Annotated in this window: 15 protein-coding genes and 1 riboswitch; of the genes, 8 read left to right on the top strand and 7 right to left on the bottom strand. The window is 71.4% G+C overall.

Annotated features, from left to right (window positions below; genetic code table 11):
* The first annotated feature begins 128 nt into the window (after window positions 1-128).
* The 4 genes from ACLJTM_RS04325 to def all read left to right on the top strand — a co-directional run bounded on the left by ACLJTM_RS04325 (window position 129) and on the right by def (window position 4,784).
* Complete coding sequence (locus ACLJTM_RS04325; RefSeq protein WP_411101967.1) at window positions 129-1,649, top strand: HD-GYP domain-containing protein; 1,521 nt, start codon at window positions 129-131, stop codon at window positions 1,647-1,649.
* The gene (locus tag ACLJTM_RS04320) at window positions 1,646-2,932 is read left to right on the top strand and encodes an HD-GYP domain-containing protein (RefSeq protein WP_411101966.1); all 1,287 of its coding nucleotides are present in this window, start codon (window positions 1,646-1,648) and stop codon (window positions 2,930-2,932) included. Before ACLJTM_RS04325 ends, ACLJTM_RS04320 begins: the two co-directional genes overlap by 4 nt.
* Window positions 2,933-3,051: 119 nt before the next feature.
* Window positions 3,052-4,062, top strand: coding sequence for a tetratricopeptide repeat protein (locus ACLJTM_RS04315; protein ID WP_411101965.1), 1,011 nt, complete (start codon window positions 3,052-3,054; stop codon window positions 4,060-4,062).
* Window positions 4,063-4,145: 83 nt separating this feature from the next.
* On the top strand, window positions 4,146-4,784 hold the full coding sequence (gene def, locus ACLJTM_RS04310) for a peptide deformylase (protein WP_411101964.1): 639 nt from the start codon (window positions 4,146-4,148) through the stop codon (window positions 4,782-4,784).
* A 330-nt stretch (window positions 4,785-5,114) separates the two neighbouring features.
* On the opposite strand, the gene ACLJTM_RS04305 is transcribed toward def, so the two are convergent.
* The gene (locus ACLJTM_RS04305) at window positions 5,115-6,086 is read right to left on the bottom strand and encodes a helix-turn-helix domain-containing protein (RefSeq protein ID WP_411101963.1); all 972 of its coding nucleotides are present in this window, start codon (window positions 6,084-6,086) and stop codon (window positions 5,115-5,117) included.
* An 81-nt stretch (window positions 6,087-6,167) separates the two neighbouring features.
* Here ACLJTM_RS04305 and ACLJTM_RS04300 point away from each other — a divergent pair, with 81 nt between their 5' ends.
* The gene (locus tag ACLJTM_RS04300; RefSeq protein ID WP_411101962.1) at window positions 6,168-6,395 is read left to right on the top strand and encodes a hypothetical protein; all 228 of its coding nucleotides are present in this window, start codon (window positions 6,168-6,170) and stop codon (window positions 6,393-6,395) included.
* Here ACLJTM_RS04300 and ACLJTM_RS04295 read toward each other — a convergent pair.
* The 6 genes from ACLJTM_RS04295 to ACLJTM_RS04270 form a co-directional block, all read right to left on the bottom strand.
* On the bottom strand, window positions 6,392-7,408 hold the full coding sequence (locus tag ACLJTM_RS04295; RefSeq protein ID WP_411101961.1) for a ribonucleotide-diphosphate reductase subunit beta: 1,017 nt from the start codon (window positions 7,406-7,408) through the stop codon (window positions 6,392-6,394). The two genes, ACLJTM_RS04300 and ACLJTM_RS04295, sit on opposite strands and share 4 nt — an antisense overlap.
* Window positions 7,408-9,810 (bottom strand): ribonucleoside-diphosphate reductase subunit alpha, encoded by a 2,403-nt coding sequence (locus ACLJTM_RS04290; RefSeq protein ID WP_411101960.1) that lies wholly within the window; start codon window positions 9,808-9,810, stop codon window positions 7,408-7,410. Before ACLJTM_RS04290 ends, ACLJTM_RS04295 begins: the two co-directional genes overlap by 1 nt.
* A gap of 136 nt (window positions 9,811-9,946) precedes the next feature.
* A riboswitch (cobalamin riboswitch) is annotated at window positions 9,947-10,105 on the bottom strand.
* Window positions 10,106-10,122: 17 nt separating this feature from the next.
* A complete protein-coding gene (locus ACLJTM_RS04285; RefSeq protein WP_411101959.1) occupies window positions 10,123-10,617 on the bottom strand; it encodes a GNAT family N-acetyltransferase in 495 nt (164 codons plus the stop codon).
* A gap of 99 nt (window positions 10,618-10,716) precedes the next feature.
* Entirely contained in the window at window positions 10,717-10,914 is a 198-nt protein-coding gene (locus ACLJTM_RS04280; protein ID WP_411101958.1) for a CstA-like transporter-associated (seleno)protein, read from the bottom strand.
* Entirely contained in the window at window positions 10,911-13,133 is a 2,223-nt protein-coding gene (locus ACLJTM_RS04275; RefSeq protein ID WP_411101957.1) for a carbon starvation CstA family protein, read from the bottom strand. Before ACLJTM_RS04275 ends, ACLJTM_RS04280 begins: the two co-directional genes overlap by 4 nt.
* A gap of 101 nt (window positions 13,134-13,234) precedes the next feature.
* Window positions 13,235-13,999 (bottom strand): GntR family transcriptional regulator, encoded by a 765-nt coding sequence (locus ACLJTM_RS04270; protein ID WP_031144861.1) that lies wholly within the window; start codon window positions 13,997-13,999, stop codon window positions 13,235-13,237.
* Window positions 14,000-14,289: 290 nt separating this feature from the next.
* Between ACLJTM_RS04270 and ACLJTM_RS04265 the strand changes: the two genes are divergently transcribed.
* From ACLJTM_RS04265 to ACLJTM_RS04255, 3 genes are all read left to right on the top strand, one after another.
* The gene (locus ACLJTM_RS04265) at window positions 14,290-15,573 is read left to right on the top strand and encodes an extracellular solute-binding protein (protein ID WP_411101956.1); all 1,284 of its coding nucleotides are present in this window, start codon (window positions 14,290-14,292) and stop codon (window positions 15,571-15,573) included.
* A 76-nt stretch (window positions 15,574-15,649) separates the two neighbouring features.
* Entirely contained in the window at window positions 15,650-16,645 is a 996-nt protein-coding gene (locus ACLJTM_RS04260; protein WP_411101955.1) for a carbohydrate ABC transporter permease, read from the top strand.
* Window positions 16,642-17,514, top strand: coding sequence for a carbohydrate ABC transporter permease (locus ACLJTM_RS04255; protein WP_411101954.1), 873 nt, complete (start codon window positions 16,642-16,644; stop codon window positions 17,512-17,514). The genes ACLJTM_RS04260 and ACLJTM_RS04255 overlap by 4 nt, the downstream gene beginning before the upstream one ends.
* The last annotated feature ends 1 nt before the right edge of the window (window position 17,515 follow it).

Genomic DNA, 17,515 nt, shown 5'->3' with positions numbered 1-17,515 from the left:
GCTTGCGCGTGCCGCAATGTGAAATTGTGGTCCGCTTCCCGCGGGGCCCCACCTATTCTCCCCAATCGGTGCCGGTCCGATTCGGCGCCCGGTGTGCACGGTCGTGCGGCCCAGGGGAGGAGAGCGCCATGCGGGGACTTCCACCGGGCGCGCGCGGCTACATCCTGTGCGCCGTCCTCGTCGCCTGCGCCTGCTGCGCCCCGGCCCTGGCGGATTCCGCCACGCCCTGGACGTCCGTGGGCCTGCTCGCCGCGCTGTACCTCGGCTGCGAACGCCTCAAGGCCCGCCCGCTGCCGGGCAGCCGGGTGCCCGAGGGCATCGGCTCCTTCTTCCCCGTCCTGCTGGCCGCCGTGTTCCTGCTGCCGCCCGCGGCCGCCGCCCTCGTGGCCCTGCCCGGCGGCCTCGCCCAGACCGTGGCCGAGCAGCCCGCCCGGGTGCGCCGCGTGTGGCACGCCGCCCAGCAGGCGACGGCGGCCTGGGCGGCCGGGCAGGCCTTCGTCCTGCTGCACGGGCCGGCGGCCCTCGGCGGCTCCGCCTCCGGCGCCGCGGCAGCGCCCGCCCGGATCGCCGACTTCCCGTACGCGATGCTCCCCGCGGCCGCCGCCGCGGCCGTCTTCTGCCTGGTCCTCACCGCCCTCGACGGCGGCATCCTGGCCACCGCCGAACACCGGCCCGCCCGCACCGCGTGGCAGGGCCTGCTCACCCGCTCCCTCGCCCCGCACTGCCTGCACGGGCTGGCCGGGCTGATGATGGCCGTCATGTGGCGCAGCCCCTACGGACCTCCGGCCGCCCTGCTGGTCCTCCTGCCGATGTACATCTCCTGCTGGGTCTTCGCCCAGTACCACCGCGAGCGCGCCGCCCACCGGGCCACCATCCGCGCCCTCGTCCAGGCCGTCGACATCAAGGACCGCTACACGCGGGGCCACAGCGAACGGGTCGGCCAGGCCTCCGCGATGATCGCCCGCGAACTGGGCATGGCCGAGGACCGCCTCGAAACGGTCCGCATCGCCGGCATCCTGCACGACGTCGGCAAGCTCGGCGTCCCGACCCGGCTGCTGCGCAAGGACGGGCCGCTCACCCCGGAGGAGCGCAGGATCATCGAACTGCACCCCGAGTACGGGCACGAGATGGTGCGCGGCATCGGCTTCCTCGGCGAGGCCCGGTCCGCGATCCTGCACCACCACGAGCGGGTCGACGGCTCCGGCTACCCGTACGGGCTGACCGGCGAGCAGATCCCCGTCCTCGCCCGGGTGGTGGCGGTGGCCGACGCCTTCGACGCGATGACCTCGACGCGCTCGTACAGCCGGGCCCGGCCGGTGCCGACCGCGCTGGCCGAACTGGAGCGCTGCGCGGGGGCGCAGTTCGACGCCGTGATGGTGCACGCCCTGACGGGTGCCATCGGACGGCACGGCTGGCATCCCGTGGTCACCTCCGACGACGACCTCCAGGTGATCGCCGCCGGACCGCCCGCTCCCGCACCCCCCGCACCCGCACCCGCACCCGACGGTCCCCCGGCGGCCCCCGCCCCCGGGGACCCGCTGGCCGTCCTGCGGGGCGGACCCGGTACCCGGCCGGGCCCCGGCGGCGGGCGGGCGGAGCCGGGCGGCAGCAGCGCCCGGCCACGCCGCCGGACCGGGGACGGGCCGTGAGGCCGTCCGCCGCCTGGCTCGTGCGCGGCGCGGCCGGCCTGCTGACCGCTGCGGCGCTCGGCCACACCCTCTGGTACGGCCTGGCGGAACCCGGGGTGGCCCTGGCCTTCGGGGCCCTGGTGGCCGTCGGGGAGCTGGCCCGGCGCGACGGGCGGGACGCCGCCGGCCACCTCCCGGCCGAGGACCGCACGCCCGCGCCGCTCGGCTCCGCCGGAGCCCTCGCCTACGCGCTGCTGGGCCAGAACGCGGGACAGCCCAGCCAGCACGGGGTGCTCCAGACGGTCGCGGTCGTCGTCACCGCGGCCCTCGCCGGGGTCGTCCCGCACATCGCGCGCGGCCGCGGCCCGGGCCTCGACCACGTCTCCCGCCGGGTCCTCGCCGTCGCCTTCGCCGCGGTCTGCTTCCAGCCGCTGTTCCACTCCGGACGGCTGGAGGGCCGGCTGGGGCAGGGCCCGGCGCTCGTGGTCTTCCTGCTGCTCCTGCTCGGCCTCACCGCCCTGTGCGACGCCGTCCTCGCCGCCGCCCTGGCCCGCTCCCGCACCGGCTGGCCCTACGGCCCCCTGCTGCGCGACGAGCTCCGCGCCCAGCTCGGCATCGGCTCGGCGATCTGCGCCACGGGCGTGGTGATGGCCCTGGGCGTGGCCGTCGCCGGGCTGTGGGCCCTGCCGGTGTTCAGCGTGCCCCTGCTGCTGACCCAGATGTCCTTCCACCGGATCACCGCCCTGCGCACCACCTACCGCCAGACCATCACCTCCCTGGCCCGGGCCACCGAGATCGCCGGGTACACCCCGCCGGGACACTCCCGCCGGGTCGCCGCCCTGAGCTGCGCGGTCGGGCGGGAGCTGGGCCTGTCGGAGCGGGAGCTCACGGTCCTGGAGTACGCCGCCCTGATGCACGACATCGGGCAGCTCTCCCTCGTGGACCCCGTCCCGGACGGGGCGACCGCGGGGCTGCCCGCCGCCGAGGCCCGCCGGATCGCCGGGCTCGGCGGGGAGGTGGCCCGCCAGACCGGGGTGCCCGCCGAGGTCGCCGTGGTGGTCGAGCGGCAGGCGGACCCGTACCGGGAGCAGCCCGTCGCCGCGCGGATCGTGCGGGCCGTGAACGCGTACGAGGACCTCAGCGGGCACGGCGGCGGGGGCCGTCACCCGGGCGGCTCACTGGCCGCCCTGGAGCGGTTGCGCCTCGGTACCGGGCACGACTACCAGCCGGAGGTCGTCGAGTGCCTGGCGAGGGTTCTGGCCAGGGGCGGGCGTGACAGAGTTGTTCCCGTCCCGCCTGGGTAACCCATGGGTAATGAGCGGCCGTCCGAGTGGGCATGGTTGGATGCCAGTAAGAGTGTCCGCAAGGCTGCACCACAGTCCCCCAGCCACCGCTGGGAGGTGCCCCCAGGCAGGCGGGAATCGTGAGGATCTTCGGGAAGGTACGGCATCGGCCCTCGGCCTCGTGGCGGCAGGCCACCGACCGCGCGTTCACGCTGATCGGCGACGGTCGGTACGAGGACGCGGGGGCGCTCCTGACCAGAGCCGCGGACCTGGAGCCCTGGCTGTCGGAGTCCTGGTTCAACCTGGCGCTGCTCCACAAGTTCCGGCACGACTGGGAGCAGGCCCGGTCCGCCGGGCTGCGCGCGGTGGCCCTGCTGGACCGCGAGACGGGCGCCCCGGACTGGTGGAACGTGGGGATCGCCGCGACCGCCCTCCAGGACTGGCCGCTGGCCCGCCGGGCCTGGCAGGCGTACGGGCTGAAGGTGCCCGGCGACCCGCACGGCGCGGGCGCCGGCAGCGGCAGGCACGGCGGCGAACCGGTCGGCATGGAACTCGGCAGCGCCGCGGTGCGGCTGTCGCCCGAGGGCGAGGCCGAGGTGGTCTGGGGCCGCAGGCTGGACCCGGCCCGCATGGAGGTCCTGTCGATCCCGCTGCCCTCCTCGGGGCGGCGCTGGGGAGAGGTGGTCCTGCACGACGGGGTCCCGCACGGCGAGCGGGTCACCGCGGCCGGCCCCTCGTACCCGGTGTTCGACGAGATCGAGCTGTGGGCCCCGTCCCCGGTGCCGACCTGGGTGGTGCTGCTGGAGGCGGCCGGGGAGGCCGACCGCGACGCCCTGGAGCAGCTGGCCGCGGACGCGGGCTTCGCCGCGGAGGACTGGTCCTCCTCGGTGCGGCTGCTGTGCCGGACCTGCTCGGAGAGCGAGATGGCCAGCGACGAGGGCGACGGGGAGCACCTGGACCCGCACGACCACAGCGAACCGGGGCATCCGGGCCCGCTCGGGCACCGTACGGCCGGGTCCGGTTCCCTGTGGGTCCCGGAGCGGGAATGCGGTATCGCGGCGCCGCCCGGCCTGGTGCGCGGGCTGCTCGACGGCTGGGTCGCGGACAGTCCGGACAGCCGTGAGTGGCGGGATCTCGAAGAAGTCTGCTGAACCGGGGCCTTAGGCTGTACGGGCACATCGGTGGCCACCGGCGACACGGTGACTTGGTGACTTACGGAAGGCGTACGGCGGACATGGCGCAGCAGGAGAACGAGGTTGTCGGGGCCGAGGTGAACGACGGGTACGTCGTCGACACCGAGGACTGTGCAGAGCGTGAGCTCGCCCACCGGGAGCGCGGCACCGCCCGCCCCATCACGGTGGTCGGCAACCCCGTCCTGCACCGGGAGTGCAAGGACGTCACCGAGTTCGGCGACGAGCTGGCGCAGCTGATCGACGACATGTTCGCCAGCCAGAAGGCCGCCGAGGGCGTGGGCCTGGCCGCGAACCAGATCGGCGTCGACGCCAAGGTGTTCGTCTACGACTGCCCGGACGACGAAGGCAACCGGCACACCGGGGTCGTGGTCAATCCGAAGCTCGTGGAGCTGCCGGCGGGCGCGCGGGTCCTGGACGACTCCAACGAGGGCTGCCTGTCCGTCCCGACGGCGTACGCCTCGCTGGCCCGCCCGGACTACGCCGAGGTCGAGGGCCAGGACGCCCAGGGCAACCCGATCAAGGTGCGGGGCACCGGCTACTTCGCGCGCTGCCTCCAGCACGAGACGGACCACCTGTACGGGTACCTGTACATCGACCGGCTGTCCAAGCGGGACCGCAAGGACGCCCTGCGGCAGATGGCCGAGGGCACCGCGCGCTACGAGACCGTCCCCAACAACTGACGGCCACCGGCCGACCCCGCCACGTGCGAAGGCCCCCTCCCGGGCGACCGGAAGGGGGCCTTCGCACGGTTCGAGCCGGGCCGGACGGGGCCGCGGCGCGCGACGGGACTCAGCGCGGGACGCAGGTCCAGCCGCTGTCCCCGGAGTCGGCGACGGTGCGGACGGTGCGAGACATGAAGGCCCCCAAGCAGTGTGCGAGATCGGTTCGGAACCGGAACGCGGTGCGGGCGTGGTCCGGACATCCGTGTTCACGGTACGTCAGCGTCCGGCTACGGATGGGGCGGGTTTGGGTCAAGTGACCTGTGGTTCTCGGCCAATGAGGGCGTGCCTTCATGCCACGGCGGCGCCGGGCCCGCGGAACGTGCGCCGGAACGCGTTCGGCGTCGTGCCGAGGGTCCGCAGGAAGTGGTGGCGCAGGGCTGCCGCGTTCCCGAACCCGCAGCGGCCCGCGACGGCGTCGACCGTCTCGTCCGTGGTCTCCAGCAGCTCCTGCGCCAACAGCACCCGCTGCCGCAGCACCCACTGGTAGGGGGTCGTGCCGGTCTCCTGGAGGAAGCGGCGGGCGAAGGTCCGCGGGGACATGTGCGCCCGCTCCGCGAGCTGTTCGACGGTGATCTCCTCGTCCAGGTGCCGGGCCATCCACCCGAGCACCCCGCCGACCGTGTCGCAGGACGTGCGGGGCAGCGGGCGCCGGACGTACTGCGCCTGCCCGCCGTCGCGGTGCGGCGGCACGACCATCCGGCGGGCGATGGTGTTGGCCACCTCGGCGCCCTGCTCCTGGCGGACCAGGTGCAGGCAGGCGTCGATCCCCGAGGCGGTGCCGGCCGAGGTGATCACCGGGCCCTCGTCCACGTACAGCACGTCGGGGTCGACCAGGGCGCGCGGGAAGCGGGAGCGCAGGGCGGGGGCGTGCATCCAGTGCGTGGTGCAGCGGCGGCCGTCGAGCAGCCCCGCCGCGCCCAGCATGAAGGCCCCGCTGCACACGCTCAGCACCCGCGCCCCCCGGTCCACGGCCCGGTTCAGGGCCGCCAGGAGGGGTTCGGGGTACGTGCGGACGGGGGCCTGGCGGTCGGCGGGGAGGCAGATCAGATCGGCCTCCTCCAGCCGCTCCGGGCCGTACGGGAGCGTGAGGCCGAAGTGGCCGTCCCCGGTGGGCAGCGGGTTGTCCTCCACCGCGCACACGGCGAACTCGTAGCGCGGCAGGCCCGCTGCGGACCGGTCGGTCCCGAACACCTCGCAGAAGATCCCCAGTTCGAAGGGGGCGACCCCGTTGACCACGGCCACGGCCACATTCGTCAGCATGGCCACAGTGTGGCAGTAATTCGCTCGTTCATGACAGTCCTGCCACTGTCCGCTCAGGGCCGGCCCGGCGAGAGTGGAGGCATGAACACGCTCTGGAACGCCCTCACGGTCCTCGCCGTCGCCGCCCTGCTCGCCGGCCCCGCCCTGCACGGCCTGCTGGCCGAGCACCGCACCGACCGGCAACTGCGCGCCGCCCGGCAGCAGTCCCGCCGCCCCGCACAGGAGCGCCCCCGCCCCGGGATCCGGTCACCCGGATCCCGTTCCCCGTGGGCGGGGGCGCTCGCACCGCGCCGTACGGAACGGACCTAGAAGTCCTCGTCCAGGTCGACCGTGCCCTCGACCGCGACCTGGTAGGCCGACGGGCGGCGCTCGAAGAAGTTCGTCAGCTCCTGGACGCCCTGGAGCTCCATGAACGAGAACGGGTTCTGCGAGCCGTACACCGCCGGGAAGCCCAGCCGGACCAGGCGCTGGTCGGCGACGCACTCCAGGTACTCGCGCATCGAGTCGGTGTTCATGCCCGGCAGGCCGTCGCCGCACAGGTCGCGGCCGAACTGCAGCTCCGCCTCGACGGCCTCCTGGAGCATGTCGGTGACCTGCTGGCGCAGGGCGTCGTCGAAGAGCTCCGGCTCCTCCTTGCGGACCGTGTCCACGACCTCGAAGGCGAAGTTCATGTGCATGGTCTCGTCGCGGAACACCCAGTTGGTGCCCGTCGCCAGGCCGTGCAGCAGGCCGCGCGAGCGGAACCAGTACACGTAGGCGAAGGCGCCGTAGAAGAACAGTCCCTCGATGCACGCCGCGAAGCAGATCAGGTTCAGCAGGAAGCGGCGGCGGTCGGCCTGCGTCTCCAGCCGGTCGATCTTCTCGACCGAGTCCATCCACCGGAAGCAGAACTGCGCCTTCTCGCGGATCGAGGGAATCTCCTCGACCGCGTCGAACGCGGCGGCGCGGTCGTCCGGGTCGGGCAGGTAGGTGTCGAGCAGCGTCAGGTAGAACTGGACGTGCACGGCCTCCTCGAACAGCTGGCGCGACAGGTACAGCCGCGCCTCCGGGGAGTTGATGTGCTTGTACAGCGTCAGCACCAGGTTGTTGGAGACGATCGAGTCGCCCGTCGCGAAGAACGCGACCAACCGGCCGATCATGTGCTGCTCGCCGGGCGTCAGCTTCGCGAGGTCCGCGACGTCCGAGTGGAGGTCGACCTCCTCGACGGTCCAGGTGTTCTTGATCGCGTCGCGGTAGCGCTCGTAGAAGTCCGGGTAGCGCATGGGGCGCAGGGTCAGTTCGAAGCCCGGGTCGAGCAGGTTCTTGGTGTCGGGGGACGTCATCACTGGCAGGCCTCGCAGGACTCGGGGTTTTCCAGGGAGCAGGCCAGCGCATCGGCGTCGACGGCCTGCGGGAGGGGGGCGGCGGGAGCGGCCGCGGGAGCGGCGGCGGCGCCGGACGCGGCGCGGGCGATCCTCGTCGCCGGGCGCGAACGCAGGTAGTAGGTGGTCTTCAGGCCCTGCTTCCAGGCGTACGCGTACATCGAGCTGAGCTTGCCGATGGTGGGCGTCTCCAGGAACAGGTTCAGCGACTGCGACTGGTCGAGGAACGGGGTGCGGGCCGCCGCCATGTCGATCAGGCCGCGCTGCGGGATCTCCCACGCCGTGCGGTACAGCTCGCGCACCTCGGCCGGGATCCAGCCGAAGCCCTGCACCGAGCCGCTGGACTCGCGCAGCGCCTCGCGGGTCTGCGCGTCCCACACGCCGAGCTTCTTCAGCTCCTCCACCAGGTAGCCGTTCACCTGGAGGAACTCACCGCTGAGCGTCTCGCGCTTGAAGAGGTTGGAGACCTGCGGCTCGATGCACTCGTACACGCCCGCGATCGAGGCGATCGTCGCCGTCGGGGCGATGGCCAGCAGCAGCGAGTTGCGCATGCCGGTCTCCGCGACGCGGGCACGCAGCGCCTCCCAGCGCTCCGGCCAGTTCAGCTCCACGTCGTAGTGGTCCGGGTGCAGGACGCCGCGGGCGGTACGGGTCTGCTCCCAGGCGGGCAGGGGGCCGCTGCGCTCGGCGAGGTCGCAGGAGGCCTCGTAGGCGGCGAGCATGATCCGCTCGGAGAGCTTCGTGGACAGGGCCTTCGCCTCGGGGGAGTCGAAGGGCAGCTTCAGCTTGAAGAAGACGTCCTGGAGGCCCATGGCGCCCAGACCCACCGGACGCCAGCGGGCGTTGGAGCGGCCCGCCTGCTCGGTCGGGTAGAAGTTGATGTCCACCACGCGGTCGAGGAAGGTCACGGCCGTGCGGACGGTCTCGTCCAGGCGCTCCCAGTCGATCCCCCCGGTCTCCGCCAGGACGAAGGCGCCGAGGTTGACCGAGCCGAGGTTGCAGACGGCCGTCTCGCCGTCGTTGGTGACCTCGATGATCTCGGTGCACAGGTTCGAGGAGTGCACGACGGTGCCCGGCTCGGCGGTCTGGTTCGCCGTGCGGTTGGAGGCGTCCTTGAAGGTCATCCAGCCCTGGCCGGTCTGCGCGAGGGTGCGCATCATCCGGCCGTACAGGTCGCGGGCGGGCATGGTCTTGCGGGCCAGGCCGGCCGCCTCGGCCTTGCGGTACGCGGCGTCGAACTCGTCGCCCCACAGGTCCACCAGCTCGGGGACATCGGCCGGGGAGAACAGCGACCAGTCGGCGTCGGCGTTGACGCGGCGCATGAACTCGTCCGGCACCCAGTGCGCCAGGTTCAGGTTGTGCGTGCGGCGCTGGTCCTCACCGGTGTTGTCGCGCAGCTCCAGGAACTCCTCGATGTCCGCGTGCCAGGTCTCCAGGTAGACGGCGGCGGCGCCCTTGCGGCGGCCGCCCTGGTTCACGGCGGCGACGGAGGCGTCGAGGGTCTTCAGGAACGGCACGATGCCGTTGGAGTGGCCGTTGGTGCCGCGGATCAGCGAACCGCGGGCGCGGATGCGGGAGTACGACAGGCCGATGCCGCCGGCGTGCTTGGACAGGCGGGCGACCTGGTGGTAGCGGTCGTAGATCGAGTCCAGCTCGTCCAGCGGGGAGTCCAGCAGGTAGCAGGAGGACATCTGCGGGTGCCGGGTGCCGGAGTTGAAGAGGGTGGGGGAGGACGGCAGGTAGTCGAGGCGGCTCATCAGCCGGTACAGCGAGGCGACTTCCTCGACGGCCTGGACGCTGTGGTCCTCGGCCAGGCCGCAGGCCACCCGCAGCATGAAGAACTGCGGGGTCTCGATCACCTGGCGGGTCAGGGGGTGGCGCAGCAGGTAGCGGCTGTGCAGGGTGCGCAGGCCGAAGAAGCCGAAGCGGTCGTCGGCGCCCTCGGCGAGGGTGTGCTCGACCAGCGCGTCCAGCCGGGCCGCGTGGGTCCGTACGAACTCGGCGGTGCGGTCGGCGATGAGCCCCTCGCGGTGGCCGACCGCGACGGAGGCCGAGAAGGAGGTCGAGCCCTGGCCCGCGGCCTCGTCGCGGACGGCCGTCGTCAGCAGCCGGGCGGCGAGCCGGGAGTAGGCCGGGTCCTCGGAGATGAGGCCGGCGGCGGCCTCGGTGGCGAGGGCGCGCAGTTCGGCCTCGTCGGCGGCGGAGCTGCGGCCGCGCAGGGCGGCGGCGGCGACCCGTCCGGGGTCGGTGTCCGGGAGGTCGGCCGTCAGTGCGGTGAGGGTACGCAGCAGCGTGGCCCCCGGGCCCTCGGTGGTGTCGCCGGAAATGGACGCGGCGCGCGGTGCGGAAGGCGCGATGGTCACGGCGGGAGCTCTCCCTCGCTCGGCCGGCCGTCGGCGGGGCAGCAGGGGGCGCATGCGGGCGTGGCAGGAACGCGTACACCGCATGGCGTCCACCGGCCCAACCGCGAGGCCCGGACGTGTCGGCACCCGGTTCGGTCGAGCCGGGTGCGCTGTCGGCAGGTCCTCGGACTTGCGGGTCCACCCGTGGGTGTACGTCATACCGTTGCGGGACAGTTCCGGATTCGCACCGGATTCCCCTGCGGCGACAGCAGGCATGAGCATACATGTGGGGGCGACCGGTTGCGGTAACCCCCACATGTTGTGTCGGCGTGGCTACAGTTGGAGGAGGTACGTGAGGAGGGTCAGGCCCGGGACGGGCGCCCAGTCCCGCTCGGGAGTCCGCACGAAGCCCAGTCGTCCGTAGAGCCGCCGGGCCCCCGTCATGCCGCTCTGCGTGGACAGGACCAGGCGCGTGACGCCCTCCAGCTCCCGGGCGCGGGCCGTGCAGGCGCGGACCAGTGCCTCGCCCACGCCGCGCCCGCGGGCGGCGCGGGAGACCGCGAGCATCCGGAACTCCGCCTCGCCGGGTCCGGCGATGTCGCACAGCGGGCTGCCCGGTGGGGCGAAGGTCACACCGCCGAGCAGGACGCCGTCGTCGACCGCGACGAGCACCTCCCCGTCGGCGGCCCGGGCCGCGACGTCGCGCAGCACCTCCGCGTAGAAGGCCTCGCCGGGGCCGAGCAGTCCGTCGCCCAGGTAGGCCTGCGCGGTGATCTCGCCCAAGGGTCCGTACTCGGCGGGCAGCGCCGCCCTGATCACGATGTCCATGGCGTCGAGTGTGCAGGACGGCCCCGCGGCCGCCGGGGCGCGGGGGCGCCGGGCACGGCGAAGGGCCCCGCCGGACGGGCGGGGCCCTTCGCTCCCTGCTCAGCAGCAGCGGAAGCCCTCGCGGGGATCGGCCTCGCGGGAGTCCGTACGGGCCCGTTCGAAAGCGCGCCGGGTCAGGACCGGGGCGGCCGGGTCGTGGGAGCGGGCGTGGGCGACGTACCGGTCGTATGCCGCCTCACCCGTGAACTCCTTCAGGTGGGACCAGGCCTTCGCGAGCGCCCCGCGCAGCCGGTTCACGAGGCCACCGGCTCCTTGACGGCGCCGCCGCCCGCGTCCAGCCCGGCCGCGGCGAGTTCCGCGCGCTCCTCGGCGGTCGGGATCAGGCCGGCGGGGGCGACGATCTTCGACTCGGTCCACGGGACCTCGGACAGCTTCACCGACGCCGGGTCGACGGCGGCCTTGTAGCAGGTCCGGGCGGCGTCCAGCAGCACGATGACGATCAGGACGGCGAAGAGCACCGACAGCACGCCGTCGACCGTGGCGTTGGTGACCACGGTGTGCATCTCGCCCATGGTCTTCGCGGGCGGCAGCACCTTGTCGGCGTCGATCCCGGCCTGGTACTTGTCGCGCTGGGCGAAGAAGCCGACCTTCACGTCCGCGGAGAAGATCTTCTGGTAGCTCGCGGTCAGGGTGACCGCCACGTCCCAGGCCAGCGGGACGGCCGTCACCCAGGCCCACTTGAGCCGGCCGGACTTGACCAGCAGCGTGGTGCAGACGGCCAGGGCGACCGCGGCGAGCAGCTGGTTCGCGATGCCGAACAGCGGGAAGAGCTGGTTGATGCCGCCCAGCGGGTCCTTGACGCCCACCCACAGGAAGTAGCCCCAGCCGCCGACGACGACCGCGCTCGCGAGCCACACGCCGGGCTTCCAGCTGACGTCCCGGAAGGACTTGTGCACATTGCCGAGGGTGTCCTGGAGCATGAAGCGTCCGACGCGGGTGCCGGCGTCGACCGTGGTCAGGATGAACAACGCCTCGAACATGATGGCGAAGTGGTACCAGAAGGCCTTCATCCCGGCGCCGCCGATGACGGCCGAGAAGATCTCCGACATCCCGAGGGCGAAGGTGGGGGCGCCGCCGGTACGGGAGAGCAGGCTGGCCTCCTCGACGTCCTTCGCCGCCTGCGCGAGGGCGTCCGGGGAGATGGCGAACCCGAGGTTGGTCACGGCGGCCGAGGCGGTCTCGACCGTGGTGCCGATGACGCCGCCGGGGGAGTTCACGGCGAAGAACAGGCCCGGGTCGATGATGGAGGCCGCGATCATCGCCATGATGGCGACGAAGGACTCGGTGAGCATGGCGCCGTAGCCGATGACCCGTACCTGGGTCTCCTTCTGGATCATCTTCGGGGTGGTGCCCGAGGAGACCAGGGCGTGGAAGCCGGACAGCGCTCCGCAGGCAATGGTGATGAACACGAAGGGGAACATCGATCCGGCGAAGACCGGGCCGTCGCCGCGGGAGGCGAACTCGGTGACGGCGGGCATCTTCAGGGTGGGCATCGCGATGACCACGCCCACCGCGAGCAGGGCGATGGTGCCGACCTTCATGAAGGTGGAGAGGTAGTCGCGCGGGGCGAGCAGCATCCACACCGGCAGGACCGAGGCGATGAAGCCGTACCCGACCATCCAGACGACCAGCGTCTCCTTCTCCAGGGTGAAGGTGTCGGCGAGCGAGGACTCGGCGACCCAGCCGCCTGCGACGATCGCCAGCAGGAGCAGCGCGACGCCGATGACGGAGACCTCGGTGACCCGGCCCGGCCGCAGGACGCGGAGGTAGAAGCCCATGAAGAGGGCGATCGGGATGGTCATGCCGATGGAGAAGACGCCCCACGGAGAGTGGGCCAGCGCGTTGACGATGACCAGGGCCAGCACCGCCAGCAGGATGATCATGATGGCGAACACGGCGACCAGCGCGGCGGCTCCGCCGACGGGGCCGATCTCGTCCCGGGCCATCTGGCCGAGCGAGCGGCCGTCGCGGCGGGTGGAGAAGAACAGCGTGACCATGTCCTGGACGGCGCCGGCGAAGATGACGCCCGCGACGATCCAGATGGTCCCCGGCAGGTAGCCCATCTGAGCGGCGAGCACGGGCCCCACCAGCGGGCCGGCGCCGGCGACGGCGGCGAAGTGGTGGCCGAAGAGCACCCGCCGGTCGGTCGGATGGAAGTCGACACCGTTGTCAAGGCGTTCGGCGGGGGTGGCCCGCGTCTTGTCCACCTTCAGTACGCGGTGCGCGATGAAGCGGGCGTAGAAGCGGTAGCCGATGGCGTACGAGCCCAGCGCGGCGGCGAGCAGCCAGGCGGCCGAGATCTCCTCGCCCCGGGAGAGCGCGAGGACGCCCCAGCCGATGGCGCCGATCAGCCCGACGAGCACCCAGGCGGCGATGGACTTGGCAGAGGGCGAGCCCGGCGTGGTGCCCGGACTCGCCACGTCCCGTTCTGTCCCCGTTGTTTCCGGTTCCGGCATGAGCCTCGTCCCCTCGTCGATCATCTGCGTGAGCGCAGGAATCTACGGGGGGTAGCCCGCTGAACGTAAGACCCCGTCCGTATACCGGTATCCGGACAGGGTCAGACGGCGGGGCGCTTGAGCCGGGCGACGAACTTGTAGCGGTCTCCGCGGTATACCGAACGCACCCATTCGACCGGTTCGCCGTCGGCGTCCAGCGAGTGGCGGGAGAGCATCAGCATCGGCAGCCCCACGTCGGTGCCGAGCAGCCCGGCCTCCCGCGGGGTGGCCAGCGAGGTCTCGATCGTCTCCTCGGCCTCGGCGAGCCGCACGTCGTACACCTCGGCCAGGGCGGTGTAGAGGGAGGTGTACTTGACGAGCGAACGGCGCAGCGCGGGGAAGCGCTTGGCCGACAGGTGCGTGGTCTCGATGGCCATCGGTTCGCCGCTGGCCAGCCGCAGCCGCTCGATGCGCAGCACCCGGCCCCCGGTGGCGATCTTGAGCAGACCGGCCAGGGTGTCGTCGGCCGTCACATAGCCGATGTCCAGGAGCTGGGAGGTGGGTTCCAGTCCCTGGGCCCTCATGTCCTCGGTGTAGGAGGAGAGTTGGAGGGGCTGGGAGACCTTCGGCTTGGCGACGAAGGTGCCCTTGCCCTGGATCCGTTCCAGCCGCCCTTCGACGACGAGTTCCTGGAGCGCCTGGCGGACGGTGGTCCGCGAAGTGTCGAATTCGGCCGCGAGCGTGCGCTCCGGCGGCACGGGCGTGCCGGGGGGCAGGGTCTCGGTCATGTCGAGCAAGTGCCGCTTGAGCCGGTAGTACTTGGGTACGCGTGCCGTGCGGGTGGCTGCCCCGCTTTCCGGCTCCGTGATCGCCCCTTCGGTGGCCATCGCCGCCCGCCTTCCCGACTCCAGTTTCGCTGCCGTCACCGGCTCCTCCGATATGTGCGGTCACATCGTGACACGTGCGGGGGGACAGGCCTTCTCTCTCCCCAGGTGTCGGTCCGATAACGGACCGAGCACCCGATCATTAGACCCTTGACACCCCTAAAGGTCTAGGCCAAGCTCCGGTTACTGGTCTAAACCAATATGGATCAGATCCCGGCCCCACGTGCAGTACTTCGCGTATGTCACCGCGGCGGCCAAGGGAAGTGCAGGCAGGCATCCCTGAGGAGGGTGGCGTGAAGCGCAAGCTCATCGCGGCGGTTGGAGTCGCGGGCATGGTTATCGGCCTCGCGGCATGTGGTGATTCCGGAAGCAAGGGCGGGGACGACAAGGCTTCCGGCGCCAAGGAGCTGACCGTCTGGCTGACGGTCGACGCCCAGAACAACTGGCCGGAGCTGGTGAAGGCGGCCGACGACGCGATTGTCGCCAAGCACCCGGGCCTCACCATCAAGCACGAGTACTACGGCTGGCCGGACAAGAACGCCAAGCTGGACGCCGTGCTCGCCACGGACAAGGCCCCGGACGTTGTCGAAATGGGCAACTCCGAGATGATCGGCTACATGTCGACCGGCGCCTTCGCCGAGGTCGACCCGTCGAAGTTCGAGAACTCCGCCGCATGGCTGGACGCCCTCAAGGAGTCCGTCACCTACGACGGCAAGACCTACGGCGTCCCCTACTACGCCGGTGGCCGTGTCGGCACCTGGCGCAAGGACATCGCCACCGAGGCCGGCGTCACCGCCGCCCCGAAGACCTGGGCCGAGTACACCTCCGCTCTGGACAAGATCCAGGCCGCCAAGGGCGACAAGTTCAGCGCCCTGTACCAGCCCTCGCCGGACTGGTACGCCGCCATGTCCTACGTCTACGACGCCGGCGGCGCCATCGCCAAGAAGGACGGCGACAAGTGGAAGGGCGCCCTGTCCTCCCCCGAGTCGCTGAAGGGGCTGAAGCAGTACAAGGAGCTCCTCGACAAGTACATGCACGCCGACAAGACCAAGGACGAGTCCGACCGTCCGGTCGTCTTCGGCCAGGGCAACTCCGCCGCGATCTTCGCCGCGGCCTGGGAGGGCGCCACGGCCGGCACCCCGGAGAACGACAAGGTCGGCGGGCTGACGGACAAGCTGGAGAACTTCGTCCAGCCCGGCCCCAACGGCAAGAACCTGCCCGTCTTCCTCGGCGGTTCGGACCTGGCGATCCCGTCCAAGTCCAAGGCCAAGGACGTCGCCGCCGAGTGGATCGGCGTCTTCACCGGCGCCCAGGGCCAGAAGGGCCTCATCGGCAAGGGCAACCTGCCGAACAACAAGACGGACCTCGGCCCGCTGAAGTCCGACCCGAAGACCCAGGTCGCCGCCACCGCGGCCGAGTCCTCCTGGTTCGTGCCCACCGCCTCCGGCTGGGGACAGATCGAGAAGGCCAAGCTCCTCCAGACGATGCTCCGTGACATCGGCACCGGGAACAAGTCGGTCGAGGACGCGGCCAAGGCCGCCGACGCCGAGATCGACAAGGTCATCAACACCAAGTGACCTGTCGTCAGCAGGGCCCCGCCGGACCGGCGGGGCCCTGCTGCCCGTCAAGAGAGGGAACCTCGAGGAGCGCGCGATGAGTGCCGCACAGACAACCACCGCCGACCTGCCGCCGGCGAAGCAGAAGACTCCCCCGGGGACCGGTACGGGGAGCCCGGGCAAGCGGGGAAAGCCGGTGCGCAAGGGGCCGGGTGCCACACCCTGGCTGCTGCTCGCGCCGTGCCTGCTGGTCATCGTGCTCGTCATGGGATACCCGCTCTACAGACTGGTGTCCCTCTCCTTCCAGAGCTTCGGCAAGTCCGAGCTGTGGGGCTTCAAGGAAGCCGAGTTCGTCGGCTTCGACAACTTCACCAAGATCCTCGGTGACGGCGAGTTCTGGGCCGTCGTCCTGCGCACGGTGGTGTTCGCGGTCGGCGCGGTCGTCCTGACGATGGTCATCGGCATGCTGGTCGCACTGCTGCTGCAGAAGGTCTCCGGCTGGGTCAAGGCGCTCATCAGCATTGCCCTCGTGGCGAGCTGGGGCATGCCCATCATCGTCGCCACCGCCGTCTTCAAGTGGCTCTTCGACGCCGACTACGGCGTCCTCAACTACCTGATGAGCCGGCTCCCGGGCGTCGACATGATCGGCCACAACTGGTTCACCAGCGGACCCCAGGGCCTTGCGGTGATCATGCTCCTGGTGGTCTGGGGCGCAGTGCCCTTCGTCGTCATCACCCTCAGCGCGGGCCTCACGCAGGTCCCCAAGGAGCTGGAGGAGGCCGCCCGCCTCGACGGCGCCGGCGCCTGGGGCGTCTTCCGGCACGTCACCCTCCCCATCCTGAAGCCGATCCTCGTCATGCTGACGACCCTCTCGGTCATCTGGGACATGGGCGTCTTCCCGCAGGTCTTCGTGATGCGCAACGGCAATCCGGAGGCCGAGTTCCAGCTGCTGACCACCTACTCGTACCAGCAGGCCTTCGTGGTCAACGACTACTCGGGCGGCTCCGCCATCGCCCTGGTGACCGTGCTGCTGCTGCTCGGAGTGGTCGCCGTCTACATGCGCCAGATGCTCAAGATCGGAGAGGTGGAATGACCGCCACCACCACGGCCGCCGCGACCCCGCCCGCCGCCCGCCTGAAGCAGCGCAAGAAGTCCAGACTCGGCTGGAACCTCCTCGGCCTCCTGGTGTTCGTCACCGCGGGCTTCCCGGTCTACTGGATGCTGAACACGGCGTTCAAACCGGCCAAGGACGCGATCGACCCCAGCCCGCAGTTCTTCCCGCACACCTTCACGCTGGACAACTTCCGGCGCGCGCTGGAGATCTCGGACTTCTGGGGCCCGGTCGGCCGCAGCCTGGTCGTCTCCCTCGTCGTCGTCACGATCGGCATCGTCGTCGGCATGCTGGCCGCGCTGGCCATCTCCCGCTTCGCCTTCCGCGGCCGCAAGATCGTGATCGTCGGCATCCTCGCGGTCCAGATGATCCCGCTCGTCGCCATGATCATCCCGGTCTTCCTGCTCCTGAACGACCTGGGCCAGTACGACAAGCTCACCGGCCTGATCATCACGTACCTGACGTTCATCCTGCCGTTCACCGTGTGGACGCTGCGCGGCTTCATCGTCAACATCCCCAAGGAGCTCGAAGAGGCGGCCATGGTCGACGGCTGCACGCCGACCGGCGCCTTCCTGCGCGTGGTCTTCCCGCTCCTGGCCCCGGGCATGGTCGCCACCTCCGTCTACGGGTTCATCCAGGCGTGGAACGAGTACCTGTACGCCCTGATGCTGATGAGCCAGCAGAACCAGACGGCCACCGTCTGGCTCGGCAACTTCACCACCAAGAACGGCACGGAGTTCGCCCCCATGATGGCGGGCTCCACCATGATGGCCGTTCCCATCGTGGTCCTCTTCCTGATCGTCCAGCGCAAGATGGCCGCGGGCCTCACCGCCGGCGCCGTGAAGGGATGAC

It is taken from the genome of Streptomyces sp. cmx-4-9, from assembly GCF_046548835.1.
Classification (GTDB): Bacteria; Actinomycetota; Actinomycetes; order Streptomycetales; family Streptomycetaceae; genus Streptomyces.
Note: the sequence above shows the minus strand (reverse complement) of the source record. Positions and strands in the feature narration are given on the sequence as shown.

What these genes read in the sequence shown, in the direction of transcription:
- ACLJTM_RS04305 (WP_411101963.1), bottom strand. Translation starts at nt 6,086, where the DNA reads ATGCTGACGAATGTGGCCGTGGCCGTGGTCAACGGGGTCGCCCCCTTC.
- def (WP_411101964.1), top strand. Translation starts at nt 4,146, where the DNA reads ATGGCGCAGCAGGAGAACGAGGTTGTCGGGGCCGAGGTGAACGACGGG.
- ACLJTM_RS04255 (WP_411101954.1), top strand. Translation starts at nt 16,642, where the DNA reads ATGACCGCCACCACCACGGCCGCCGCGACCCCGCCCGCCGCCCGCCTG.
- ACLJTM_RS04260 (WP_411101955.1), top strand. Translation starts at nt 15,650, where the DNA reads ATGAGTGCCGCACAGACAACCACCGCCGACCTGCCGCCGGCGAAGCAG.
- ACLJTM_RS04300 (WP_411101962.1), top strand. Translation starts at nt 6,168, where the DNA reads ATGAACACGCTCTGGAACGCCCTCACGGTCCTCGCCGTCGCCGCCCTG.
- ACLJTM_RS04275 (WP_411101957.1), bottom strand. Translation starts at nt 13,133, where the DNA reads ATGCCGGAACCGGAAACAACGGGGACAGAACGGGACGTGGCGAGTCCG.
- ACLJTM_RS04295 (WP_411101961.1), bottom strand. Translation starts at nt 7,408, where the DNA reads ATGACGTCCCCCGACACCAAGAACCTGCTCGACCCGGGCTTCGAACTG.
- ACLJTM_RS04285 (WP_411101959.1), bottom strand. Translation starts at nt 10,617, where the DNA reads ATGGACATCGTGATCAGGGCGGCGCTGCCCGCCGAGTACGGACCCTTG.
- ACLJTM_RS04325 (WP_411101967.1), top strand. Translation starts at nt 129, where the DNA reads ATGCGGGGACTTCCACCGGGCGCGCGCGGCTACATCCTGTGCGCCGTC.
- ACLJTM_RS04270 (WP_031144861.1), bottom strand. Translation starts at nt 13,999, where the DNA reads ATGGCCACCGAAGGGGCGATCACGGAGCCGGAAAGCGGGGCAGCCACC.